25 protein-coding genes and 1 pseudogene are annotated in these 20,723 nt (G+C 70.7%); 9 read left to right on the top strand and 17 right to left on the bottom strand.

The features are described from left to right. Positions 1 to 7: 7 nt before the first annotated feature. Complete coding sequence (locus VIL67_RS04910; protein ID WP_332047717.1) at positions 8 to 1,183, bottom strand: phosphoserine transaminase; 1,176 nt, start codon at positions 1,181 to 1,183, stop codon at positions 8 to 10. Positions 1,184 to 1,335: 152 nt separating this feature from the next. Here VIL67_RS04910 and VIL67_RS04905 point away from each other — a divergent pair, with 152 nt between their 5' ends. Beyond that, positions 1,336 to 2,223 carry a DMT family transporter gene (locus tag VIL67_RS04905; RefSeq protein ID WP_332047716.1) on the top strand — a complete coding sequence of 296 codons (888 nt, stop codon included), beginning with the start codon at positions 1,336 to 1,338 and terminating at the stop codon, positions 2,221 to 2,223. Here VIL67_RS04905 and VIL67_RS04900 read toward each other — a convergent pair. Together VIL67_RS04900 and VIL67_RS04895 are read right to left on the bottom strand one after the other, a co-directional pair. After that, entirely contained in the window at positions 2,220 to 2,639 is a 420-nt protein-coding gene (locus VIL67_RS04900) for a hypothetical protein (RefSeq protein WP_332047715.1), read from the bottom strand. The genes VIL67_RS04905 and VIL67_RS04900 overlap by 4 nt on opposite strands. A 61-nt stretch (positions 2,640 to 2,700) precedes the next feature. Beyond that, on the bottom strand, positions 2,701 to 3,036 hold the full coding sequence (locus VIL67_RS04895; RefSeq protein WP_332047714.1) for a hypothetical protein: 336 nt from the start codon (positions 3,034 to 3,036) through the stop codon (positions 2,701 to 2,703). 258 nt (positions 3,037 to 3,294) lie between these two features. On the opposite strand from VIL67_RS04895, the gene VIL67_RS04890 reads away from it, so the two are divergent. The 3 genes from VIL67_RS04890 (at position 3,295) to VIL67_RS04880 (ending at position 6,109) form a co-directional block, all read left to right on the top strand. Further along, positions 3,295 to 5,190, top strand: a complete 1,896-nt coding sequence (locus VIL67_RS04890; RefSeq protein ID WP_332047713.1) for an ATP-binding protein — start codon at positions 3,295 to 3,297, stop codon at positions 5,188 to 5,190. 123 nt (positions 5,191 to 5,313) lie between these two features. Further along, positions 5,314 to 5,712 carry a hypothetical protein gene (locus VIL67_RS04885; protein ID WP_332047712.1) on the top strand — a complete coding sequence of 133 codons (399 nt, stop codon included), beginning with the start codon at positions 5,314 to 5,316 and terminating at the stop codon, positions 5,710 to 5,712. 37 nt (positions 5,713 to 5,749) lie between these two features. Next, positions 5,750 to 6,109: a hypothetical protein gene (locus VIL67_RS04880; RefSeq protein ID WP_332047711.1), complete on the top strand. Its 360-nt coding sequence runs from the start codon at positions 5,750 to 5,752 to the stop codon at positions 6,107 to 6,109. Between the two features lie 68 nt (positions 6,110 to 6,177). Here the strand turns inward: VIL67_RS04880 and VIL67_RS04875 are convergent, their stop codons facing one another. From VIL67_RS04875 to folP, 4 genes are all read right to left on the bottom strand, one after another. Then, positions 6,178 to 6,990, bottom strand: coding sequence for a PhzF family phenazine biosynthesis protein (locus VIL67_RS04875; RefSeq protein ID WP_332047710.1), 813 nt, complete (start codon positions 6,988 to 6,990; stop codon positions 6,178 to 6,180). Between the two features lie 53 nt (positions 6,991 to 7,043). Continuing rightward, positions 7,044 to 7,613 (bottom strand): nucleotidyltransferase family protein, encoded by a 570-nt coding sequence (locus tag VIL67_RS04870; RefSeq protein WP_332047709.1) that lies wholly within the window; start codon positions 7,611 to 7,613, stop codon positions 7,044 to 7,046. After that, on the bottom strand, positions 7,610 to 8,404 hold the full coding sequence (gene thiD, locus VIL67_RS04865; RefSeq protein ID WP_332047992.1) for a bifunctional hydroxymethylpyrimidine kinase/phosphomethylpyrimidine kinase: 795 nt from the start codon (positions 8,402 to 8,404) through the stop codon (positions 7,610 to 7,612). The genes VIL67_RS04870 and thiD overlap by 4 nt, the downstream gene beginning before the upstream one ends. Positions 8,405 to 8,520: 116 nt before the next feature. Then, complete coding sequence (gene folP, locus VIL67_RS04860) at positions 8,521 to 9,315, bottom strand: dihydropteroate synthase (RefSeq protein ID WP_332047708.1); 795 nt, start codon at positions 9,313 to 9,315, stop codon at positions 8,521 to 8,523. 130 nt (positions 9,316 to 9,445) lie between these two features. On the opposite strand from folP, the gene VIL67_RS04855 reads away from it, so the two are divergent. Both VIL67_RS04855 and VIL67_RS04850 read left to right on the top strand, forming a co-directional pair. Further along, entirely contained in the window at positions 9,446 to 9,646 is a 201-nt protein-coding gene (locus tag VIL67_RS04855; protein ID WP_332047707.1) for a hypothetical protein, read from the top strand. Between the two features lie 55 nt (positions 9,647 to 9,701). Then, positions 9,702 to 11,522 carry a PQQ-dependent sugar dehydrogenase gene (locus tag VIL67_RS04850; RefSeq protein WP_332047706.1) on the top strand — a complete coding sequence of 607 codons (1,821 nt, stop codon included), beginning with the start codon at positions 9,702 to 9,704 and terminating at the stop codon, positions 11,520 to 11,522. 206 nt (positions 11,523 to 11,728) lie between these two features. Here the strand turns inward: VIL67_RS04850 and ftsH are convergent, their stop codons facing one another. Together ftsH and rpsU are read right to left on the bottom strand one after the other, a co-directional pair. Continuing rightward, positions 11,729 to 13,612, bottom strand: a complete 1,884-nt coding sequence (gene ftsH, locus VIL67_RS04845) for an ATP-dependent zinc metalloprotease FtsH (protein ID WP_332047705.1) — start codon at positions 13,610 to 13,612, stop codon at positions 11,729 to 11,731. Positions 13,613 to 13,795: 183 nt separating this feature from the next. Then, positions 13,796 to 14,029 carry a 30S ribosomal protein S21 gene (gene rpsU / locus VIL67_RS04840; RefSeq protein WP_111275467.1) on the bottom strand — a complete coding sequence of 78 codons (234 nt, stop codon included), beginning with the start codon at positions 14,027 to 14,029 and terminating at the stop codon, positions 13,796 to 13,798. 461 nt (positions 14,030 to 14,490) lie between these two features. Between rpsU and VIL67_RS04835 the strand changes: the two genes are divergently transcribed. Next, the gene (locus VIL67_RS04835; RefSeq protein ID WP_332047704.1) at positions 14,491 to 15,177 is read left to right on the top strand and encodes a COQ9 family protein; all 687 of its coding nucleotides are present in this window, start codon (positions 14,491 to 14,493) and stop codon (positions 15,175 to 15,177) included. Here VIL67_RS04835 and VIL67_RS04830 read toward each other — a convergent pair. The 4 genes from VIL67_RS04830 to purE form a co-directional block, all read right to left on the bottom strand. Beyond that, the gene (locus VIL67_RS04830) at positions 15,174 to 15,386 is read right to left on the bottom strand and encodes a helix-turn-helix transcriptional regulator (protein ID WP_332047703.1); all 213 of its coding nucleotides are present in this window, start codon (positions 15,384 to 15,386) and stop codon (positions 15,174 to 15,176) included. The genes VIL67_RS04835 and VIL67_RS04830 overlap by 4 nt on opposite strands. Next, positions 15,383 to 15,772 (bottom strand): hypothetical protein, encoded by a 390-nt coding sequence (locus VIL67_RS04825; protein ID WP_332047702.1) that lies wholly within the window; start codon positions 15,770 to 15,772, stop codon positions 15,383 to 15,385. The genes VIL67_RS04830 and VIL67_RS04825 overlap by 4 nt, the downstream gene beginning before the upstream one ends. Before the next feature lie 66 nt (positions 15,773 to 15,838). Next, complete coding sequence (locus VIL67_RS04820; protein ID WP_332047701.1) at positions 15,839 to 16,921, bottom strand: 5-(carboxyamino)imidazole ribonucleotide synthase; 1,083 nt, start codon at positions 16,919 to 16,921, stop codon at positions 15,839 to 15,841. Between the two features lie 15 nt (positions 16,922 to 16,936). Further along, a complete protein-coding gene (gene purE, locus VIL67_RS04815; protein ID WP_332047991.1) occupies positions 16,937 to 17,425 on the bottom strand; it encodes a 5-(carboxyamino)imidazole ribonucleotide mutase in 489 nt (162 codons plus the stop codon). A gap of 130 nt (positions 17,426 to 17,555) precedes the next feature. On the opposite strand from purE, the pseudogene VIL67_RS04810 reads away from it, so the two are divergent. Continuing rightward, a pseudogene (locus VIL67_RS04810) lies at positions 17,556 to 18,277 on the top strand (GGDEF domain-containing protein). A gap of 36 nt (positions 18,278 to 18,313) precedes the next feature. Here VIL67_RS04810 and VIL67_RS04805 read toward each other — a convergent pair. Genes VIL67_RS04805 through VIL67_RS04795 form a run of 3 tightly spaced genes read right to left on the bottom strand, consistent with a single transcriptional unit; the run spans position 18,314 to position 19,588 of the window. Next, positions 18,314 to 18,529, bottom strand: coding sequence for a YdcH family protein (locus VIL67_RS04805; protein ID WP_332047700.1), 216 nt, complete (start codon positions 18,527 to 18,529; stop codon positions 18,314 to 18,316). A 13-nt stretch (positions 18,530 to 18,542) separates the two neighbouring features. Continuing rightward, positions 18,543 to 18,986, bottom strand: coding sequence for a TIGR02444 family protein (locus VIL67_RS04800; RefSeq protein WP_332047699.1), 444 nt, complete (start codon positions 18,984 to 18,986; stop codon positions 18,543 to 18,545). A gap of 2 nt (positions 18,987 to 18,988) precedes the next feature. Further along, positions 18,989 to 19,588 carry a UbiX family flavin prenyltransferase gene (locus VIL67_RS04795; protein ID WP_332047698.1) on the bottom strand — a complete coding sequence of 200 codons (600 nt, stop codon included), beginning with the start codon at positions 19,586 to 19,588 and terminating at the stop codon, positions 18,989 to 18,991. A gap of 128 nt (positions 19,589 to 19,716) precedes the next feature. Between VIL67_RS04795 and VIL67_RS04790 the strand changes: the two genes are divergently transcribed. Beyond that, the gene (locus tag VIL67_RS04790; protein WP_332047697.1) at positions 19,717 to 19,890 is read left to right on the top strand and encodes a YdcH family protein; all 174 of its coding nucleotides are present in this window, start codon (positions 19,717 to 19,719) and stop codon (positions 19,888 to 19,890) included. Between the two features lie 55 nt (positions 19,891 to 19,945). Here the strand turns inward: VIL67_RS04790 and VIL67_RS04785 are convergent, their stop codons facing one another. Continuing rightward, positions 19,946 to 20,662, bottom strand: coding sequence for a DUF1013 domain-containing protein (locus VIL67_RS04785; RefSeq protein WP_332047696.1), 717 nt, complete (start codon positions 20,660 to 20,662; stop codon positions 19,946 to 19,948). Between the last annotated feature and the right edge of the window lie 61 nt (positions 20,663 to 20,723).

The following is a 20,723-nucleotide window of genomic DNA, read 5'->3' as shown; positions in this document are numbered from 1 at the left end:
GTGAGAGCTAGGCGGCCGGCTGCAGGTCGGCCGAGACGGTGGCGAAGGCCCAGTCGAGCCAGGGGGTGAGCGCGTCCAGGTCGGACGTGTCCACCGTGGCGCCGCACCAGATCCGCAGGCCCGGAGGGGCGTCGCGGTAGCCGCCGACGTCGAGGGCCACGCCTTCCTTCTCCAGCGCCGAGGCCAGCTTCTTGGCGAAGTCGGCCTGGGCGTCGGCGGAAAGCGCGGTGACCCGCGGGTCGATGACCTTCAGGCACACCGAGGTGTTGGACCGGGTCTCCGGATCCTCGGCGAGGAAGGCGGCCCAGGGGGCGCGCTGGGTCCAGGCCTCGAGCACGGCGAGGTTGGCGTCGGCGCGGCGCTTCATCTCAGGAAGGCCGCCGATGTTGGCCGCCCACTTCAGGGCGTCGAGGTAGTCCTCCACGCAGAGCATGGACGGCGTGTTGATGGTGGAGCCCTCGAAGATCTCGAGGTTCACCTTGCCGCCCTTGGTCATGCGGAAGAGCTTCGGCATCGGCCAGGGCGGGCTGTAGCTTTCCAGCCGGGCCACGGCGCGGGGGCCGAGGATCAGCACGCCGTGCGCGCCCTCGCCGCCCAGCGCCTTCTGCCAGGAGAAGGTCACCACATCGAGCTTGGCCCAGTCGAGCGTCTGGGCGAAGGCCGCCGAGGTGGCGTCGCAGATCACGATGCCTTCGCGGTCGGCGGCGATGAAGTCGGCGTTCGGCACGCGCACGCCAGAGGTGGTGCCGTTCCAGGTGAACACCAGGTCGGCGTCCTTGCGCACCTTGGTCAGGTCCGGCAGCTGGCCGTAGTCGGCCGAGAGCACCTCGGCTTCGATCTTCAGCTGCTTGGTGACATCGGTGACCCAGTCCTTGCCGAAGGCCTCGAAGGCCAGCAGCTGCACCGGGCGGGCGCCCAGCATCGACCACATGGCCATCTCGACGGCGCCGGTGTCGGAGCCGGGGACGATGCCGATCAGGAAGTCGTCCGGCACCTCCAGCACCTCGCGGGTGCGGTCGATGGCTTCCTTCAGGCGCGCCTTGCCGAGCTTGGACCGGTGCGACCGGCCCAGCACCGCGCTGGAGAGGTTTTCGGGGGTCCATCCGGGGCGCTTGGCGCACGGGCCGGACGAAAATTCGGGACGAGCCGGGCGCATGGCCGGCTTCGGCGGAGTCGTAGTCACTGCGATGTCTCCCATCCTTGCAGATGGGCAGCGCCCCGTTGGGAGGGCGTGGCCCGCCGGCCAAAAGCCAGCGTTCCCCCGCCGGCGCAAGAGAAACTTTCTGAAACGGGTTTTCAGCGGCGCTGGGCCGCAGGCTGTGCTCCAAGGGCGGCATGAAGCGGGGCGGCGAGGCGTTCGACTGGCTGGTGATGGCCTTTCTGGTGGTCTGCTGGGGCTCGGCCTTCGCCGCCCTGAAGATCGCCACGGCGCACATCCCGCCCATGTGGAACACGGCTGGGCGGCTGGCCGTGGCCGCGCTGACGCTCGCCCCGGTGCTGGCGGTCCGGCGCGAGGCCCTGCCGGCCGCGTCGCACCCGGCCTGGCGGTTCTACCTGGCCATCGGCTTCATCGGCCAGGCGGCGCCCTTCGCGCTCTACGCCTTCGCCGCCCAGCGCCTGCCGAGCGCCGTCAACGCCATCTGCAACGGGGCCTCGCCGATCTTCACCGCCCTGCTGGCCCACGCCTTCGTGGCGTCGGACCGCCTCACCCTGCGCAAGGGGCTTGGCGTGCTGACCGGCTTCAGCGGCCTGGTGATCCTGGTGGCCCCGCGCCTGCAGCAGGGGTTCACCCTGGAGACCGCCGGCCTGGCCGCCGCCCTGTTCGGGGCCGTGCTCTACGCGGTGGCCAATGTGGTGACCAAGCGGGCGCCGCCGGTGCCCTCCGCGGTGGGGGCGCTGATGATGTGCCTGTGCGCCCTGGTGTTCGCCCTGCCGGCCGCCTTCGCCATGAACGGGCCCCCGCCAGCCGCGCCGGCCGACGCGCTGGTCGCCATGGCGGCGCTGGGCGTGTTCTCCACGGGCCTGGCGACCATCGGCTACGTCTTCCTGATCCAGCGCCGAGGGCCGCTGTTCACCAGCATGGGCATCTATCTCGCGCCGATCTGGGCGACGGCGCTGGGGGTGCTGGTGCTGGGCGAGCGGCCGGGCTGGAGCGCCTTCGTGGCCCTGGCGCTGATCCTGGGCGGCGTCGGCCTGGCGAGCTTCGCCGGACGGCGGGGCTAGGCGACGGCGGCGGCGCGCCGGCCGCGCATGGCGCTGAGGACGCCGGCCAGCAGGCAGAGGCTAATCGCGAAGATGTTGATATTGCTGAGGGCGACGTAGAGCATGTCACGTTCGCGCTGCAGCACGATGTAGGCGGCGTGCAGCGTGAACTGCAGGCCGAACAGCAGCATCACCCCGCCAAGCCAGGGGCTGGCGAAGCGGACCGCCACGCCGAGCAGCACCAGCGCGGTGACGCCATTGTTGGCGAGCGTGACGATGGAGTTTGGCCCGTAAGCCTGGTTGATCATGCCGACGAGATGGTTCGCCAGGATGATCGCCGCGCTGAGCCGCTCCGCCGCACCGCCCTTCACAAGCCCGAAGAGGCAGGTCCCGAGGATGAAGACGAGCAGGAGTGTGGCGAGCGCGTAGGCGGTCATGTGTTGCACCCCTTAGTGCGACCAAGGGGTGCAACAACAGTTAAAGTCCGGAAACCTTGCGTCAGCCCGCGTTGCGCATGGTGACCTGCTCGGCCTCCACGCGGCTGATCGCCGGCTTCTCGACTTCCATCTTGATGCGGACGCCAAGGCGCAGCTTGGCTTCGTTCAGCTCGTTGTGCACGCCGACCATGGCCGTGCGCGCTTCGCTGAGGGCCTTCATGGCTTCCATCAGCTTCACCTGGCAGTCGTCGGCGAACACGAGCGACGTGTTCACGTCCTTCCGCGCGGCGAGCATGACGCTCATCAGCTCGGCAGCTTCCGACAGCGCACTGTCGACGGCGGCTTCGGTCGCGAAGAGCTTCTTCGCCACCTTCTGCGCCACAAACACCTTTTCCATAACACCCCTCCAGTGAGGAAACCCACGGTAGCAGGGTAAATCAAAGGTGAAGCTTGGGCCAGCAGCTTCATGGTTCATTGACCATGTTTTTCGCGGTCCGGTGGTTCTGACGTGGCCCCGCAGGCACAGTTTCGCGCGCCGCGTGTGCCGTTTCGCCCCGAAGGACGAACAACTCAGGGGTGCGACCGCGCCTCGGAAGCGTTCCGTTAGGATTATCGGGCTATTGCAGGGTCTCCCCTGACGCCCCCAGCGAGCGCCATGACCCAAGCCGCCGGCCAGAACGACCGGGCCCCCGTCGCCAGCTTCCACGCCCGCGTGGCGAGCGTCGGCCTTGTCACGACCCTCGTCGTGCTGGTCGCCGCCTGCCTGACCTTCATGCTGCAGCAGTGGGCGGTGGCGAAGACCCAGTCGCACCAGATCCACCAGTCCCTGGCGCACATCACCGCCCAGACCGCCGCCGCCGCGGTCGCTGACGGCGACCTCACGGACGTGCGCGCCCCGCTGACGGCGCTGTCGGCCAGCCAGCGCGTGGTCTCCGCGACCCTGGTCGACCCCCAGGGGCGCACCCTGGCGGCCTATCGCCGGCCGCCGGGGGCGCCCGAGGCCGCGAGGGAGGTGATCCGCGCCGACGTGGTGCACCAGGGGCGCCGCGTGGGCGAACTCTCGATCACGGTGGAAGCCCCGTCGCTCAGGCCGATGCTGCCGCAGTTCATCGCGCTCACCTTCGCCCTGCTGTTCGGCGGCATCGGCGTGGCGCTGTTTCTGGCCCGGAGCCTGGCCAAGCGGGTGATCGCGCCCGTTCAGAGCCTGTCGGACGCCATGCACGAGGTGGCGGCCGGCGGCAGCTTCGCGCCCGTGGAGGTGGCGGCGCAGGACGAGCTGTTCCAGAGCCTGAACGACAGCTTCAACCACCTGCTCGGCAAGCTCGGCGAGCGCGAGGAGGACCTGAAGCGGGCCATGCGCGAGCTGGAGCAGGCGCGCGACGCGGCCAACGCCGCCAATGTGCTGAAGACCCAGTTCCTGGCCAATATGAGCCACGAGATCCGCACGCCGCTGAACGGCGTGCTGGCCATGGCCGAGGTGATGGCCATGGGCGAGCTGGCCAAGAGCCAGCGCGAGCGGCTGGACGTGATCCGCCAATCCGGCGCCCTGCTGCTGGCCGTGCTCAACGACGTGCTGGACCTGTCCAAGATCGAGGCCGGCAAGCTGACCCTGGTGACCGAGGACTTCGAGCTGGAGCCGGCGCTCGCCGCCACGCGCGACAGCTACGCCGCTCAGGCCCAGGCCAAGGGGCTGGCGTTCTCGCTGCAGGTGGACGCGGCCGCCAGCGGCTGGTGGCGCGGCGACGCCGACCGCATGCGCCAGATCCTGGGCAACCTGCTGTCCAACGCCGTGAAGTTCACGCCGGCCGGCGAGGTCGCGGCGGCCATCGACGTCAACCCGGACAGCGGCGCTCTACGCATGGTGGTGCGCGACACTGGCGTGGGCATCCCGCCGGAGAAGCTGCCCAGCCTGTTCGAGAAGTTCACCCAGGCCGACAACTCCGCCACCCGCCGGTTCGGCGGGACGGGGCTGGGCCTCGCCATCTGCCGCGAGCTGACCCAGATGATGGGCGGCTCGATCGTGGTGGAGAGCCGCGAGGGCAAGGGGTCGGTGTTCACCGTCGAACTGCCGCTCGAGCACGGCGAGGCGACGGATCCGGGCGCCGCCGTCGGGCCGTCGCACGATTCCGGCATCCGCCTGCTCGCCGCCGAGGACAACCCCACCAACCGCCAGGTGCTGACGGCGGTGATGAACTCGCTGGGCATCGACATCGACATCGTGCCGGACGGCAAGGAGGCCGTGGAGGCTTGGAAGCTCGGCCGCTACGACCTGATCCTGATGGACATCCAGATGCCGGTGATGGACGGCATCGAGGCGGCGCGGGCGATCCGGGCGGCGGAGCGGGCGGCGGGCCGGCCGCGGATCCCCATCGTGGCGCTCACCGCCAACGCCCTGAGCCACCAGGTGGCCGAGTACATGGCCGCCGGCATGGACGGACACGTGGCCAAGCCCATCGAGATCGCCAAGCTCTACGAGGCGATCAGCGCCGCGCTGAACGCCGCCGCCACCGGCGGTACCCTGGGAACCGCGGGCCAGCCGCAGGCCGCCTGAACCGCCGCTCAGCTACCTGAACGCAACACAACGCCCGGCTCAGACGGGCGTCAGATGCGGTGTGGTTTTCTCCAGTCATCGAAGGCCGGGCGACCGGCCCCACGGATGGTTCTGGAGGACCCCATGAAGAAGATCCTGCTCTCGATGGCCGCCGTCGCCGCCCTGGGCGCCGCCGCCGTCCCCGCCGCCGCCCAGCCCTGGCGCGGCGACTACGACCGCAGCGACCGCTACGAAGGCCAGCGGTTCACCGGCCGCTACGACGCCCTGGAATGGCAGATCAACAGCGCCGCGCGCGAGCGCCGGCTGTCCTGGGGCGAGGCGCGCGAACTGCTCGACATGTGGCGCACGAACCAGCCTCTCGCCTGGCGCGTGGAGACCGGCCGCGCCAGCGGCTGGGAGCGGCAGCGGGTGCTGACCACCATGAACCGCATCGAGCGGGCCCTGGAGCGGTCGCAACGCTACAGCCGCTACGACCGCGACGATGAGTACGGCTACGCCGAGCGCCGCGACTGGCGCCGCTGATCCCTCCCCGCAAGCCGAAGACCGAAGGAGCACGACCATGAAGAAGCTCGTCACCCTGACCCTGACCGGCGCGGCCGCCGCGCTGGCCGTGTCCGCCACCGCCGCCTCGGCCCAGCCGTATGACGGCTGGCAGTCGATCAACCAGCGGCAGGCGCAGTTGGAGCGTCGGATCGACCGCGGCGTGCAACGCGGCGACCTGACCCGCGCCGAGGCCACCCGCCTGCACCGGGAGTTCCGCCAGCTGTCGCGGCTGGAATCCCGGTACCGGGTGAACGGCCTGACCCGCTGGGAGCGCGCCGACCTCGACCGGCGCTTCGACCGGCTGGCCGCCGAGATCCGCCTGGAGCGGCGCGACCGCGACTACGGCTACGGCTACGGCGACGGCTACCGGCGCTAACGAGCCCCCACGCGCCAGGCCCGAAGCCAGCGACGCCGCCCCGTCCCCGCGGGGCGGCGTTCGCACGTCTAGGGGAGGATCCTGAGCGCGCCGTCGACCACGGTGGTGGCGCGGCCGCGCAGGAGGACGCGCTCGCCGCGATGCTCGCAGTCCAGGTCGCCGCCGCGGCCCGGGTAGGCTTGGTGGAAGGTGACCCGAGGCCGGCCGAGCTTGTCCGCGAACAGGGGCGTCAGGATGCAGTGCAGGGAGCCCGTGGCCGGATCTTCCGGAATGCCCGAGCCGGGGGCGAAGAAGCGGTCGACCACGTCATAGGCCTTGCCCTCGGCCAGGGCCGCCACCCCGACGTTGCCGCGGCTGCCGGTGTGCTCGCCAGCCACCTTCTCCAGGGCGACGAGGTCCGGCGCGCAGGCGCGCACCGCCGCCTCGTCGGCCAACACCGCGATCACATAGTTGGACGCCCAGACCTCCACCGGCTGCACGCCGAGGGCTTCCGCAAGCCCAGCGACCTCGCAGCGCCGCGGCGGCTGGGCCGGGAAGTCCATCTCGTAGAGGTCGCCTGTGTGTCGCACCACCAGTGGGCCGGACTGGGTGTCGAAGGTCACCTCTGCGGCGGCCAAGCCGAGCTCGGCGAACAGCACATGGGCCGAGGCCAGGGTCGCATGACCGCAGAGCGGCACCTCCAGCGCCGGCGTGAACCAGCGCAGGCCGAAGCGCGCAGGGTCGTCCGTCTTCAGCAGGAAGGCGGTTTCTGCCTGGTTGTTCTCCGCCGCCAGCCGCTGCATCCACCCCGCGTCCGGCCAGGCGGCGAACGGCTCCACCACGCAGGCCGGATTTCCCTTGAAGGGCTCGGGCGCGAAGGCGTCGACGGTCCACTGGCGCATCGGTGGGATCTCCTTGAGGCGAAGCTTCAGATAGGGCTGCGGGCCCCGGCCGGCTAGGCGAGGATCTCGAGCTCGGGCCAGCGCGCCTTGGCCGAGGCCGAAGCGCGGGCGAAGCCGGTGTTGTTCGGGCGCTCCGGGTTCGGGCACAGGCGCAGGGCGAAGAGGTCCTCCAGCCCGAACGGCGCGACCACCGTCAGGCGGTCGTCGGCCTCCAGCCGCACGCCGACGGCGAACAGCGGGCTGACGAAGCGGCGGAGCGCCGTGGGCGTGTCCGGGAGCGGCGTATAGGCCTCGCCGAACTTGCCCTCGAACCAGACGTGCACGCGAGCTTGGTTTCGAACCTCGACCATCTCGTCGAAGGGCGCCCGGAAGGCTTGCGCCACGCGCCGGATCACCACGTCCTCGGCCTCGTAGGAGATGTCGGAGGCGTCGAAGTAGCCGAGGTCGTAGTCCTTGATGCCGTACTCCGGCGGTCGCCCCGTGAGGTGGTTCAGCACCGGCTGGTAGACCGCGCCCGAGAACACCAGCCAGTCCGGCAGGTCGAGTTCGCGGGCGACGGCGAGCACGTGCATCAGGCCGGGCGTCGCGCGGACGATGCCCTCCAGGCGATCCTCCAGGCTCATCGCAGGGTCCAGCCGTGATCCAGGGGGCCATGCCCGCGACCCAGTCCCGGAGCGCGTTGCATCGCCTCCTGCACATAGGCCCAGGCGCGAGCGACGGCGTCGGTGAGCGGCAGGCCCTGGGCCAGGCCCGTAGCGCACGCCGACGCCAGGGTGCAGCCGGTCCCGTGCGTGTGCCGGGTCTCTTGCCGGTCGGCCTCGAACAGGGTCTCGCCCGCTGACGTCATGAGGATGTCGGTCACCCGCTCGGCGGGCACGTGGCCGCCCTTCATCAGCACGGCCCGGGCCCCCATGGCGAGCAGCGCCGCGCCCGCACGGCGCAGGTCGTCCGCCGACCGAACCGGCAGGCCGGTCAGCGCTTCAGCCTCGGGGGCGTTCGGCGTCAGCAGGGCGGCGCGCGGGACCATCAGCCGCTTCACGGCCTCGACGGCGTCGGCGGCCAGCAGCGGGGCGCCGCCCTTCGCGATCATGACGGGATCGACCACCGCGGGGACGCGGGGCGCACTGTCGAGAATGCGCGCCACAGCCTCCACCGCGGCGGTGTCGCCGAGCATGCCTGTCTTCAGGGCGTCGGCGCCGATGTCGTCGAGCACGGCCCGGGCCTGGGCTTCGACGATCTCCAGCGGGATCGGATGCACGCCGGTGACGCCGAGGGTGTTCTGGACCGTGATCGCGGTCACCGCCGTGGCCGCATAGCCGCCGAGCGCGGTGACGGTCTTGATGTCCGCCTGGATGCCCGCCCCGCCTCCGGAATCGGAGCCGGCGACGATCAGGACTCGGCCGAGGGACTGCATCGACTGGCGATACCGCGCCGGGCGGCCGAATGCATCGGGATTTACGAAGGACCGGCGCCGCGCCAGCGTGGCCACCCTGCCCGCCTGGCGCGACCATCCCCTCCTGCGGGCCGCACTCACCTAGCCGCCGCGCGGATCGCCGCCCAGACACGCAGCGCCTGCACCGTCTCGCGTACGTCGTGCACACGAACGGCCGCCACGCCGGCGGCCGCGCCGGCGAGCGCCGCCGCGAGCGAGCCGCCCAGCCGCTCGCTCGGGCCGCGCCCCCCGCCGTCCACCGCGCCGATGAAGCTCTTGCGGCTTGCGCCCAGCAGCACGGGGAAACCCAGGCCGACCAGCCGGTCGAGGCGGGCGAGCAGCGGCAGGTTGTGGCGGATCATGTGCTTGCCAAAGCCGATGCCGGGGTCGAGCCAGATCCGCTCCCGACGCACGCCCGCCGCCAAGGCGGCTTCGGCCCGGTCCAGCAGGAAGGCGGCGACCTCCTCCACCACGTCCTCGTAGCGCGGCTCGGCCTGCATGGTCCGAGGCTCGCCCTGCATGTGCATCAGCACCACGTCGCAGCCTAGCTCGGCCGCCGTGTCCAGCGCGTCGGGCGCGTAGCGCAGGGCGGCGACGTCGTTCCACATGGTCGCGCCGGCGGCGACCGCCGCGCGGGCCACCGCCGGCTTCATGGTGTCGATGGAGATCGGCGCGGCGCTTTCGGCGCGAATGGCCCGGATCAGCGGGATGACACGGGCGATCTCCTCGGCCTCCGGCACCGGCTCGGCGCCCGGCCGGGTGGACTCGCCGCCGACGTCCAGGATGTCGGCTCCGTCGGCGATCAGCCGCCGGGCGTGAGCCAGGGCCGTGGAAGGGTCTGGGTGGCGCCCGCCATCCGAGAAGCTGTCGGGCGTGACGTTCGTCACGCCCATTACACGTACCGCCGTTATCCTGGTCGTTGACGCGTCGGAGCCGGATGGGGGATGTGTCGCCATGATCGGGGTGTTGCTTAGCAGGCGCGCGGCCCTGGTGGGGAGAGCGCCAGCATTCGCGAGGACGTGGATGAGGGTGAACCCGCTGCGCATGTGGCGTCGATACCGCCGCCTCCGCCGCGAGGCCGCCGACGAGGCGCAGTTCCTGCGCCGTCGCTTCGGAGACGACGCGGTGGCCGCCGCCCGCGCCAAGCTCCGGCGCGCCGACGTCACGAGCTGGGGCCGCGCCGTCCTGCGCCGGGCGATCCGGATTCTGAGGACTGAAGGCTGAACGCGCGCCTGCGCCGCGCGTTCTGGTTGTGAGCTTCACGCCAAAGGGGCAGGCCATGGCCGAGATCACCGGCACGAGCGCGCGCGACACCCTGACTGGCACGGGCGGAGCGGATGTCCTGGCGGGCGGGGACGGCGCCGACACCCTGATGGGCGGCGCGGGCGACGACATCCTCTATGGCCAGGGATCATCCGACACCGACCCGGCGAACGGCCAGATCGACGCCGTGCGCGTGGCGTCCGGCCTATCCTCGCCGCTGTTCGCCGCGTCTCCGCCGGGCGAGCCGGACCGCCTGTTCGTGGTGGAGCAGCACACCGGCCGTATCCGCATCCTCGACCTGAACTCGGGCCAGACCCAGGCCGACGCCTTTCTCGACCTGCCGGACAATGCGCTGGCGGGCGGCGGCGAGCAGGGCCTCCTCGGCCTGGCCTTCCACCCGGACTACGCCAGCAACGGGCGGTTCTACGTCTACCTGACCAACCCCGCCGGCGACATCGAGCTGCGCGAGTACCGCCGGGCCGACGCCGACCACGCGGACGCGGGGTCCGGCCGGCTCGTCCTGACCATCGATCACCCGCCGCCCACCAACCACAACGGCGGCTGGATGGCGTTCGGGCCGGACCGGATGCTCTACGTCGCCACCGGCGACGGCGGCGGCTCCGGGGATCCCGGCAATAACGCCCAGAACCGCGACAGCCTGCTGGGCAAGGTCCTGCGCATCGATGTCGACGGCGACGCCTTCCCGGCGGACGCCAGCCGCAACTACGCCATCCCGGCCGGCAACCCGTTCGCAGGCGCCGTCCAGGGGGCCGACGAGGTGTGGCTCTACGGCCTGCGCAATCCGTGGCGCGGCAGTTTTGATTCCGCGACCGGCGACCTGTGGATCGGCGACGTGGGCCAGGGCCAGCGCGAGGAGGTGAACCTGATCCCGGCGGGCCAGGGCGGGCTGAACCTCGGCTGGCGGTTCATGGAGGGAAACCAGCCCTACAGCGGGACGGCGCCCGCCGGCCTCACCCCGCCCTTGCTGGACTACGACCGAACCACCCCGCTCTATTCCGGCGTCGCGGTGACGGGCGGCTACGTCTACCACGGCCCGGGCGGCGGGCAGGGCCTCTACTGGTTCGGAGACTTCGCCAGCGGCAACATCTGGAGCGTCAGCGCGCGCGGCGGCGCGGCGCAGGACTTCCTGAACCGCAACGGGCAGATCGTGCTGTCCGGCGGCGGCGACCTCGACCAGATCGCCTCCTTCGCCGTGGACGGGCGCGGCCGGCTCTATGTGGTCGGCCTGGATGGCGACATCCACCGGCTGACGCCGCGCGCCGGGGCCGGCGACGCCTCGGACTACATCCGCGGCGAGGACGGCGACGACCTGATCTATGGCGGCCTGGCCTTTGACGACGTGCACGGCAACACGGGCCAGGACTCGGTGCATGGCGGCCAGGGCAATGACTGGGTGGTCGGGGGCCAGGGGAGCGACCGGCTCTGGGGCGACGAGGGCGACGACATCGTCTACGGCAACCTGGGCTTCGACACCCTGGAGGGCGGCGCCGGCGCCGACCTGATGCGCGGCGGCCAGGCGGACGACGTGCTGACGGGCCAGGACGGGAACGACTGGATCAGCGGCGACCGCGGCGACGACACGGTTTCGGGCGGCGCCGGGGCCGACACCTTCCACACCTTCGGCGAGGCCGGGCTCGACCGGGTGACCGACTTCAGCCGCGCCCAGGGCGACCGGGTGCAGCTGCTGCCCGGCCAGACCTATGTGGTGAACCAGACCGGCGACGGGGTCGCCATCGACATGCCGGGTGGCGGCCGCATGCTGCTGGTGGGCGTGCAGATGAGCTCGTTGACCGGCGACTGGATCTTCGGGGCCTGAGCCGCCGCGGGTCCGCTTGCGACAGAGGTTGGGTGCGGGCGACGGTGTTCCGCCGAGCCATGTCGAGGGCCCGCATCCGGTGCGGTGGAGGGAGCCCAGCCGGCCCTCACCCTACCCTCTCCCACGGCTTCGCCGCGAGAGAGGGAAAGGAAAAGGGCGGCCGCTTGGCAGCGACCGCCCTGGTTCGTTCGAAGCTGAGGCTCAGCTCACGCCGGCTCGGGATCGGGGCGCGGCGAGATCGGCACGGCCACGGCCGGACCGGTCGGGCGCTTGGCCTCGGCCTCGTCGCGCTTCGGGGGAACGCCCTTCAGCGCATTGACGATCTCGTCGCCGGTCAGTGTCTCGTACTCGAGCAGGGCCTTGGCCAGGACGTGCAGGTCCTCGAGCTTTTCGGTCAGGATCCGCCGCGCCTCGTTCTCGCCGGCGGTGACGAGGCGCTTGACCTCCTCGTCGATGATCTTGGCGGTCTCTTCCGAGACGTTCTGGTTGCGGGCGACGGAGTGGCCCAGGAAGACCTCCTCCTGGTTCTCGCCGTACTCCACCGAGCCCAGCTTGTCCGAGAAGCCCCACTTGGTGACCATCGCCCGGGCGAGCTTGGTCGCCTGGCTGATGTCCGAGGAGGCGCCCGAGGTGACCTTCTCCTTGCCGAAGATGATCTCCTCGGCGACGCGGCCGCCGAACAGGATGGCGATCCGCGAGGTCATCTGCTCGAAGGACATGGAGAAGCGGTCGCGTTCCGGCAGCTGCATCACCATGCCGAGCGCGCGGCCCCGCGGGATGATGGTCGCCTTGTGCACCGGGTCGGTGGCCGGAACGTTCAGGGCCACGAGGGCGTGGCCGCCTTCGTGGTAGGCGGTGAGCTTCTTTTCCTCCTCGGTCATGACCATGGACCGGCGCTCGGCGCCCATCATGACCTTGTCCTTGGCGTCCTCGAAGTCGCGCATGGTCACCATGCGGCGGTTCTTTCGCGCGGCCATCAGGGCGGCTTCGTTGACCAGGTTGGCGAGGTCCGCGCCCGAGAAGCCGGGCGTGCCGCGGGCGATGATCTTGACCTCGACGTCGGCGGCCAGGGGCACGTTCTTCATGTGCACGCGCAGGATCCGCTCGCGGCCGTTGATGTCCGGGTTCGGCACCACGACCTGGCGGTCGAACCGGCCGGGACGCAGCAGGGCCGGGTCCAGCACGTCGGGACGGTTGGTGGCGGCGATCAGGATGATCCCCTCGTTCGCCTCGAAGCCGTCCATCTCGACCAGAAGCTGGTTCAGCGTCTGCTCGCGCTCGTCGTTGCCGCCGCCGAGACCGGCGCCACGATGGCGGCCGACGGCGTCGATTTCGTCGATGAAGATGATGCAGGGCGCGTTCTTCTTGGCCTGCTCGAACATGTCGCGCACGCGGCTGGCGCCGACGCCGACGAACATCTCGACGAAGTCCGAGCCGGAGATGGTGAAGAAGGGCACGCCCGCCTCACCCGCGACGGCGCGGGCGATCAGGGTCTTACCCGTGCCGGGCGGGCCGATCAGCAGGGCGCCCTTGGGGATCTTGCCGCCCAGGCGCTGGAACTTCTGCGGATCCTTCAGGAAGTCGACGACCTCCTGCAGCTCTTCCTTGGCCTCGTCCACGCCGGCCACGTCGTCGAAGGTGACGCGGTTCTTGTTCTCGGTGAGCAGGCGGGCCTTGGACTTGCCGAAGCCCATGGCGCCGCGGGCGCCGCCCTGCATCTGGCGCATGAAGAAGATCCAGACCCCGATCAGCAGCAGGATCGGCAGGGAGTTCAGCAGGAAGCCCAGGAGGGTGAAGCCGCCGGCCGGCTTGACCGCGATGTCGGCGCCTTGCGCCTCGAGCCGCTTGATCAGGTCTTCCTGGCTGGACGGCGTCACGGCCGTGAAGGTCTTGTTGCTCTGGTCCTTGATCTGGACCGCAGCGCCCTGGATGACCGCCTGCTTCACCTCGCCGGCGTTCACCTTGCTGAGCAGCTGCGAGTAGGTGATCTCGCTCTGGCCGGCGGCGCGACCGCCCCCGGTCATCATGCTGTAGAGACCGACGAGGACGACGACGATGACGCCCCAGATGACGAGATTGCGCAGGTTCATGGACTAAGGACCGTCTCGCAGAGGAATTCGGCAGGTACGTTCAAGATAGGTTGGCGACCGCCGTTCCACCAGCGAGGCCATTCCTGGCGCGACCGAAGGCCTCGCCTTGACCGTAAATGCAAAAGGCCGCGCCCGGTTGGCGCGGCCTTCAACATAGTGACCGAAGTGGTCGACTTTTAGCCCTTACCGGGAGGGCTTCTTCGGCGCAGCGATCAGGCCTTCGCGCTGGGCGCGCTTGCGGGCCAGCTTGCGGGCCCGGCGCACGGCTTCCGCCTTCTGGCGGGCGCGCTTCTCGGAGGGCTTTTCGTAGTGCACGTGCCGCTTCATTTCGCGGAACGAGCCCTCGCGCTGCATCTTTTTCTTCAGCGCCTTGAGGGCCTGATCGACGTTGTTGTCGCGGACGAAAATCTGAACCAGGGGTCTCTCTCCTGTCGGTCGCTACACCGCCCGGCGCCCGTGACCCGGCATGGGGCGGCGGCGAGCGAACAAAAAACATTGGGCCCGGAGGCGTGGAGGCCTACGGGTTTGAGCGCGGGCAGATACCAGAACGCATAACGGCTGTCCACGCTGCGCAGGTGGATTCGGACTTTGGGAAGGAGGCTTCCAGCCGCGAGTGCCGGGCCGAAACGGCTCTGGCGTCGTCATAGGGTGGCCGTGGCCACGCCTCGCCTTGATTTCCCGGCAGCCAGTCTGCTCCGGCGTCTCCGCAGGTCAAGGACCGCGCCTGCGGCGCGGCCGCTCCGCGGCGGCCCTGCGGGCCGTCCTTGAGCTGCGAAACCGGCGGAGCTTCGCTGCAGCCGTGGAATTCAAGGACCGCTCCGCATTCTTGGGAATACGGCCGTGGGCAGACGGCCTCCGGGAGAGTAAAGCTGACGCCCATGACCGCCCCCGCCGACGACTGGGCCGCTGAGGCCGAGCAGCAGCTCCTGGAGCAGGCCATCCGGATCGCGCCGAAGTTCGGCTGGACCCGGCGAATGGCCGTGGCGGCCGGGAAGGCCTGCGGCTTCTCAGAGGGGGAGACCGAGCTCCTGATCCCGCACGGGCCCGCGGACCTGGCGGCGCTGTTCTCCCGGCGGCACGATGCGCGCGCCATGCTGATCCTCAAGGACGTCGATCCGCTGGCGCTGAAGATCCGCGAGCGGATCCGCCGGGCGGTGGAAGCCCGCCTGGACGCCGCGGCCGCCGACGAGTCCGCCACCCGCCGCTGGGCCGGCCACCTCGTCCTGCCGCAGAACCTGCACCTGGGCGGCAGGCTCGCCTGGGAGAGCGCCGACGTCCTGTGGCGCTGGGCCGGCGACGTGGCCACCGACGAGAACCACTACTCCAAGCGCGCCATCCTGGCCGGCATCCTGACCTCGGCGCTGGCGATCCGCATGGCGGAGGGCCGGGCCGCCACCCTGACCTACGTCGACCGCCGGATCGAGGACGTCATGCGGTTCGAAAAGTGGAAGGCGACGACCCGTCTGCGGCCGGGCGACCTGGTCAGCGGCGTCGCCCAACACCTCGGCCGCCTGCGCTACAGAACCGCGCCCGCCGAACAGCCGCCGATCACCGACATCCCCTAGGCCGACGCGCCGCCCGTGTGCGGGTTCTCGAAGATCGCCTCTACCGGCGCCTCGAACAGGGCCGCGATCCGGTAGGCGAGGTCGAGCGAGGGATCGTGCTTGTCGCTCTCGATGGCGATCACCGCCTGGCGGGAGACCCCGAGCCGCTTGCCCAGCTCCTCCTGCGTCCAGCCGCGGGCGGCGCGCAATTCACGAAGGCGGTTCTTCATGCACGGCTGGTGCGGATGAGAGGCGTGACCAGGCCGTACGCCATCCAGAACAGCGGATAGACCATGGCTCCGGTGACGTGCGGCGCGCCGGCATAGAGCTCCAGGAAACCCCAGAACGTCGCGAGGGTGAAGGTCAGGCCGGCCGCGACGATGAAGCGCTTGGCGGTGAGGGCGCGGACGAACTCGTCGCTGTCGCGGATGAAGGCCAGGGTGGCCCAGATCTGGCCGGCGATGTTGATCGAGACGGCCAGGGCGAGCAGCCAGGTTCCGGGCGGCTCCACGCTGTCGAACACGTCCAGCAGGACGCCCACGTTCAGGGCCGAATAGACGGCCATGAAGATGATCGTGCGGGTAACGTAGGTGCGGCCTGCGCTGTCCATCGCCATGAGAGGCTCTCCCGACAGAATGTCAGGATAACCTTACACCTGGCGCATGTCAGGTCAACCTGACAGTCAGCGCAGCGGCTTGACCCGGTTCACATGGCCCATCTTGCGGCCCGGCTTGGCGTCGCGCTTGCCGTAGAGGTGGATGCGGGTGTCGGGCTCGGCGGCGAGCTTCTTCCACTGGTCGGCCTCGTCGCCCAGCAGGTTGAGCATCTCCACGCGAGCGCGAGCGGCGGTGGGTCCCAGCGGCCAGCCGGCGACGGCGCGGATGTGCTGCTCGAACTGGTCCACTTCGCAGCCGTCCTGGGTCCAATGGCCGGTGTTGTGCACCCTGGGCGCGATCTCGTTCACCAGCAGCCGGCCGTCCTTCATCTCGAACAGCTCGATGCCGATCACGCCCACGTACTGCAGCCCGTCCAGCACCTGGCGGGCGATCTTCTCGGCCTGGTCGGCGGTGGCCTGGCTGGCCTGGGCCGGCGCGAGGGTGCGCCGCAGGATGCCGTGTTCGTGGTGGTTCTCGCCCAGCGGATAGACGGCGATCTCGCCATCCCGGCCGCGGGCGGCGATCACCGACAGCTCGCGCACGAAGTCGGCGGGGGCCTCGACGATCACCGGGACGGAGCCCAGCTCGGCGAAGATGCGCGCGGCGTCGGCGGCGTGCTCGACCCAGCGCTGGCCCTTGCCGTCGTAGCCCTCGCGGCGGGTCTTCATGAGGGCCGGCGCGCCGATCCGCTCCACCGCCTCGACGGCGGCCGTCGGATTGTCGGCGGCGGCGAAGGCCACCGTGGCCACCCCGCGGCCGTTCAGGAAGGTCTTCTCGTTGACACGGTCCTGGGCGACGGCCAGGGCGCGGGCGCCGGGGGCCACGTCGAGGCCTTTCGAGACCAGCCACTCCACCGACTTGGCGGGCACGTTCTCGAACTCGTAGGTGACCACGTCGGTGAGCTCGGCCAGGCGGGCGAGCGCGGCCTCGTCGTCATAGGCGCCGACGATCAGGTGGGTGGCCGACCGGCCGGCCGGGCTGTCGGCGTCGCGCTCCAGGATGGCCACGTCGAAGCCGAGCCGGGCGGCGGCGAGCGCCAGCATGCGCCCGAGCTGGCCGCCGCCCAGGATGCCGATGGTGGAGCCGGGAGCGAGGGGGAAGCTGGGCATGCGGCAGGCCTCAATCTACTCGACGGTCTCGGCGACGCTTTCCGTCTGGCGGGCGGTGAAGGCTTCCAGCCGGCCGGCCAGGCCTTCATCGGAGAGCGCCAGGATCTTGGCGGCCATCAGGCCGGCGTTCTTGGCGCCCGCCTCGCCGATGGCCAGGGTCCCGACCGGGATGCCGGCCGGCATCTGGACGATGGAGAGCAGGGAATCCATGCCCTTCAGCGCCTTGGACTCGATGGGCACGCCCAGGACCGGCAGCTCGGTGAGGGACGCGGTCATGCCGGGCAGGTGGGCGGCGCCCCCTGCGGCGGCGATGATCACCTTGAAGCCCTGGGCCTTGGCGCCCTTGGCGAAGCTGTACATCCGGTCGGGGGTGCGGTGGGCGGAGACCACCTTGGCCTCGTAGGCGACGCCCAGGCCGTCCAGGATCTCGGCGGCGTGCTTCAGCACCGGCCAGTCGGACCGGCTGCCCATGATGATGGCGACGGGCGGCGTGACGCTCATGATGCTGGCGATTTCCGTTGCGGGCCCCGGCCCGGAAGGCGGCGGAGTATAGGCGCCGGCCTTGCGCCCGCAACCGAGTGGCTTAGGTTTCCGCCAAGTCCCTGTCCGGGCGACGGTTTCGGCGGAGCCAGCGATGAAGATCTTCGGCGCTCGCCCCGAGCCGCCGCCCGCCGCGACCCGACGCGGCGTCCAGAAGGCTGGCGAGGCCGGCAAGGGCCGCGCGGCCGCCGGCGCGCGGGCGGCCGACTCCACCAGCTTCCTCGGCCTGACCGAAGCCGACCTGACGCCTCAGGTGCAGGCGGCGATGGGCGTCCTGCTCTCCGAGATCGACGACCTGCGCGCCGAGATCGGCCGGCTGAAGGCCCGGCTCGCCGAGGCGGAGGGCCTGGCCGACCGGGACGCGCTGACGCCGGTGCTGAACCGCCGCGCCCTGTTGCGCGAGCTGGGACGCATCCAGACCTTCGTGCAGCGCTATGGCGCGGCCGCGAGCCTGGTCTACTTCGACCTGGACGGGCTGAAGGGGGTGAACGACCGCTACGGCCATCCGGCCGGGACGCCGTGCTGAAGGCGGTGGCCGAGCGGCTGGCGGACAACGTCCGCGAGAGCGACATCGTCGGCCGGCTGGGCGGCGACGAGTTCGCGGTCGTGCTGGTGCAGGCCGACCGGCGCACGGCGGAAGCCAAGGCGAAGGCGCTGGCCGAGGCGGTGCAGTCCCGACCCGCCGACTTTCCGGGGGGCGCGACGCCCCTGCGCCTGGCCTGGGGCGTGTGCGAGATCACCGGCGACGAGGAGCCCGAGGCCATCCTCGCCCGGGCGGACGCGGCGATGTACGCCCGCAAGCGCGCGGCGCGGTGAGGTTCGCGTCTCCCCCTGCGGAGGAGCCCTCAAACGTCAGGCGATGATGTCGGGGGTCAGGAGGTCCTCGAGCCGGGCGATCTCGTCCTTCAGGGCGAGCTTCTTCCGCTTGAGGCGGCCGATGAGCATCATGTCCGGCAAGGGCGAGGCGGCGAGCGCGGTGATCGCCGCGTCGAAATCGGCGTGGTCCTGGCGCAGCTCGGTGAGCTTCGCCTGCAGCGCCTCCTCGGACGGGAGCTCATCGTCGTTCATGCGGCGTCCGATCCTATCCCAGGGCCTGCGCCAGGACCGCCAGGTCCCGCGCCGGCGCGGGGCGGCCCCAGGCGACAGACGCGGCCTGCAGCGCGGCGAGCGCCGGAGCGCCGCCATGCCCCCTGGATAATCCAGCGAGGGTTTCCAAAAGCAATCGTTCGGCGCGCAGTTCCGCGGCCTTCACGTCCTCGCGAAGGGCCTCGCGGGCGCCGTCGTCCACCGGCGGACAGGCGGCCTTGAGCTCACGACGGACGGTGCGCAGCGGCTCGACGGCCAGGGCGCTCCAACGCCGCGCCGTCTCGGCGGCGCGCGCCAGCAAGGCGGCGTCGTCGGCCTCGGCCCACACAGCCCAAAGCAGGAGGGGCACGTTCTGGCCGTGCTGGTCCTGCAGGGCGAGGCAGGCCTCGGACACGCCCGGACGGCCATAGGCCTCCAGCGCCCAGTCCCAGATCGCCATGCTCAGGCCTCTCCGGGCGCGGGGCCAACGTCGCGGCCCCAGCGCTTCACGGGCGTCCACGACAGGCCGAAGAGATCGAGAGCGCGGCCGACGGATTGGTCCACCATCGCCTCCAGGCTCGCCGGGCGGGCGTAGAAGGCGGGCATCGGCGGCGCGATCACCGCCCCCATCTCAGCCAGCCGCACCATGGTGCGCAGATGGCCCAGGTGCAGCGGGGTTTCGCGGACCATCAGCACCAGCGGCCGACGCTCCTTCAGCACCACGTCGGCGGCGCGGGTGAGCAGGGAGGAGGTCACCCCGGTGGCGATCTCGCTCATGGTCCGAACCGAGCACGGGGCGACGATCATGCCCAGGGTCGGGAACGAGCCGGAAGCGATCGCCGCGCCCACGTCCGACGCCTTGTAGACCACGCTGGCCCGGCCCTGGGCCTCGGCGAGGCTGACGTCCGTCTCCTGGGCAAGGGTGAGGGCGGCGGACTTCGACACCACAAGGTGGCTCTCGACGCCGAGCTCCCGGCAGGCGTCCAGCGCCCGCAGGCCGTAGACGACGCCCGAGGCGCCGGAGATCCCGACGACCAGCCGCGGCGGCCCATCATTTGACATGCAGAAGGTTCCCAACGCCCCGATCCGCCGCCGGGATGCGGCTCAGCTGGCAGCAAACATATGTGATCTGACAGCCGCGCGCAGCGGGTGTTCACTTCCCTGCATCAGCAGCGAGGAGACTTAACGTCATGGCCGTGGAAGCCAGGATCCGTGAACTCGGATCTCGCCACCAGTCCCTGGAGCTCGCGATCCAGGAAGAGCTGCGCAGGCCCGCCGCCGACGACACCAAGCTCAAAGAGCTGAAACGACAGAAGCTCAGGCTCAAGGAGGAGATGGAAGCCCTCCGCGAGCGCATGCACTAGGCTTCCTCAGCGCCGCTCCCCGGCCGCACGCCGGCGGAGCGGCCTCTGCTTTTCCTCAATCCTCGTCGTCGTGGTCGACGCCGCCGTCGCGGTCCGGCCACACGTCAGCCGCGGTGTGCGACGTGCTCATCGGCGCGTCGTCCTCGTCCTCGTCGACAACAGCCTCCAGAACGCCGGTTTCCGAGGCCGGACGCAGGGTCGGGCCATCGGGGTCGACCACACCGCGACGCGCGTCGTCCTTGGCCTTCTTCTCGGCCGCCTTCTTCACCACCGCGTCCAGCTCCAGCTGGGTGGCGAGGCCGAGAGTCACCGGGTCCACCGGCTTGATGTTGGCCGAGTTCCAGTGCTGGCGGTTGCGCACCTGCTCGATGGTCGCCTTGGTGGTGCCCAGCAGGCGGGCGACCTGGCTGTCCGGCACTTCCGGGTGGTTGCGGATGAACCAGGCGATGGCGTCGGGCCGGTCCTGGCGGCGCGACACCGGGGTGTAGCGCGGGGCCTTCTTGACGGGCTTCAGCAGCTCGGCGTGGCGGCTCTTCTGCGCCACCATGCGGTACTTCTCGTTCTTCTCGGCGCGATCCAGTTCGTCGCGCGACAGCTGGCCGTTGGCGATCGGATCAGCGCCGCGGATGTCGCGCGCCACCTCGCCATCGGCGATGCCCTTCACCTCCAGCGGGTGAAGGCCGCAGAAGTCGGCGATCTGGTCGAAGGTGAGCGAGGTGTTGTCCACCAGCCAGACGGCTGTCGCCTTCGGCATCAGGATTTCGGTGGTCATTTGGCTATCCTGGAGGGTCGTCCGGAAATGAAGGCGCCCGGCCTTTCGGCCGGGCGGTGAG

This window comes from Phenylobacterium sp. (assembly GCF_036563385.1).
Classification (GTDB): domain Bacteria; phylum Pseudomonadota; class Alphaproteobacteria; order Caulobacterales; family Caulobacteraceae; genus Phenylobacterium.
Note: the sequence above shows the minus strand (reverse complement) of the source record. Positions and strands in the feature narration are given on the sequence as shown.

What these genes read in the sequence shown, in the direction of transcription:
- VIL67_RS04890 (WP_332047713.1), top strand. Translation starts at nt 3,295, where the DNA reads ATGACCCAAGCCGCCGGCCAGAACGACCGGGCCCCCGTCGCCAGCTTC.
- VIL67_RS04875 (WP_332047710.1), bottom strand. Translation starts at nt 6,990, where the DNA reads ATGCGCCAGTGGACCGTCGACGCCTTCGCGCCCGAGCCCTTCAAGGGA.
- VIL67_RS04790 (WP_332047697.1), top strand. Translation starts at nt 19,717, where the DNA reads ATGGCCGTGGAAGCCAGGATCCGTGAACTCGGATCTCGCCACCAGTCC.
- VIL67_RS04835 (WP_332047704.1), top strand. Translation starts at nt 14,491, where the DNA reads ATGACCGCCCCCGCCGACGACTGGGCCGCTGAGGCCGAGCAGCAGCTC.
- VIL67_RS04885 (WP_332047712.1), top strand. Translation starts at nt 5,314, where the DNA reads ATGAAGAAGATCCTGCTCTCGATGGCCGCCGTCGCCGCCCTGGGCGCC.
- VIL67_RS04820 (WP_332047701.1), bottom strand. Translation starts at nt 16,921, where the DNA reads ATGCCCAGCTTCCCCCTCGCTCCCGGCTCCACCATCGGCATCCTGGGC.
- VIL67_RS04805 (WP_332047700.1), bottom strand. Translation starts at nt 18,529, where the DNA reads ATGAACGACGATGAGCTCCCGTCCGAGGAGGCGCTGCAGGCGAAGCTC.
- folP (WP_332047708.1), bottom strand. Translation starts at nt 9,315, where the DNA reads ATGGGCGTGACGAACGTCACGCCCGACAGCTTCTCGGATGGCGGGCGC.
- VIL67_RS04870 (WP_332047709.1), bottom strand. Translation starts at nt 7,613, where the DNA reads ATGAGCCTGGAGGATCGCCTGGAGGGCATCGTCCGCGCGACGCCCGGC.
- VIL67_RS04855 (WP_332047707.1), top strand. Translation starts at nt 9,446, where the DNA reads ATGAGGGTGAACCCGCTGCGCATGTGGCGTCGATACCGCCGCCTCCGC.
- VIL67_RS04825 (WP_332047702.1), bottom strand. Translation starts at nt 15,772, where the DNA reads ATGGCGATGGACAGCGCAGGCCGCACCTACGTTACCCGCACGATCATC.
- VIL67_RS04830 (WP_332047703.1), bottom strand. Translation starts at nt 15,386, where the DNA reads ATGAAGAACCGCCTTCGTGAATTGCGCGCCGCCCGCGGCTGGACGCAG.
- VIL67_RS04785 (WP_332047696.1), bottom strand. Translation starts at nt 20,662, where the DNA reads ATGACCACCGAAATCCTGATGCCGAAGGCGACAGCCGTCTGGCTGGTG.
- thiD (WP_332047992.1), bottom strand. Translation starts at nt 8,404, where the DNA reads ATGCAGTCCCTCGGCCGAGTCCTGATCGTCGCCGGCTCCGATTCCGGA.
- VIL67_RS04850 (WP_332047706.1), top strand. Translation starts at nt 9,702, where the DNA reads ATGGCCGAGATCACCGGCACGAGCGCGCGCGACACCCTGACTGGCACG.
- VIL67_RS04880 (WP_332047711.1), top strand. Translation starts at nt 5,750, where the DNA reads ATGAAGAAGCTCGTCACCCTGACCCTGACCGGCGCGGCCGCCGCGCTG.
- VIL67_RS04905 (WP_332047716.1), top strand. Translation starts at nt 1,336, where the DNA reads ATGAAGCGGGGCGGCGAGGCGTTCGACTGGCTGGTGATGGCCTTTCTG.
- VIL67_RS04900 (WP_332047715.1), bottom strand. Translation starts at nt 2,639, where the DNA reads ATGACCGCCTACGCGCTCGCCACACTCCTGCTCGTCTTCATCCTCGGG.
- VIL67_RS04795 (WP_332047698.1), bottom strand. Translation starts at nt 19,588, where the DNA reads ATGTCAAATGATGGGCCGCCGCGGCTGGTCGTCGGGATCTCCGGCGCC.
- ftsH (WP_332047705.1), bottom strand. Translation starts at nt 13,612, where the DNA reads ATGAACCTGCGCAATCTCGTCATCTGGGGCGTCATCGTCGTCGTCCTC.
- VIL67_RS04800 (WP_332047699.1), bottom strand. Translation starts at nt 18,986, where the DNA reads ATGGCGATCTGGGACTGGGCGCTGGAGGCCTATGGCCGTCCGGGCGTG.
- VIL67_RS04895 (WP_332047714.1), bottom strand. Translation starts at nt 3,036, where the DNA reads ATGGAAAAGGTGTTTGTGGCGCAGAAGGTGGCGAAGAAGCTCTTCGCG.